General features: G+C 34.2%; 1 pseudogene. It reads left to right on the plus strand.

The features are described 5' to 3' along the window. A pseudogene (locus QWI17_RS19565) lies at nt 1-306 on the plus strand (hypothetical protein); the annotation flags it as partial. Between the last annotated feature and the right edge of the window lie 51 nt (nt 307-357).

Genomic DNA, 357 nt, shown 5'->3' on the forward strand with positions numbered 1-357 from the left:
CAATTAGATTCTGATAATTTTATTCGTGCAGGATATTCTGCAAACGCTGAGGTTGTGACGCAAGAAGCGAAAAATGTATTGTTGGTAAAATCAGCGCATGTTCGTTACGACGAAAACCAAAAACCATATGTTGAGATTCTCACTTCTGGTAAAGGACAAGATGCGAAGTACGAAAAGAAATACATCACTCTTGGAATTACAGATGGTGTGAACGTTCAAGTAAAATCTGGCTTGAAAAAAACAGATAAAATCAAAATTTGGAATACCGATTTAGAAAAAGACAAAAACGGTAACGGTCCACATTAATAAGATAAAAAAGGAGAACTAAGTATTCTCCTTTTTTATTTCTGTTATTCC

This window comes from Gilvimarinus gilvus, assembly GCF_030518155.1.
Lineage (GTDB): Bacteria > Pseudomonadota > Gammaproteobacteria > Pseudomonadales > Cellvibrionaceae > Gilvimarinus > Gilvimarinus gilvus.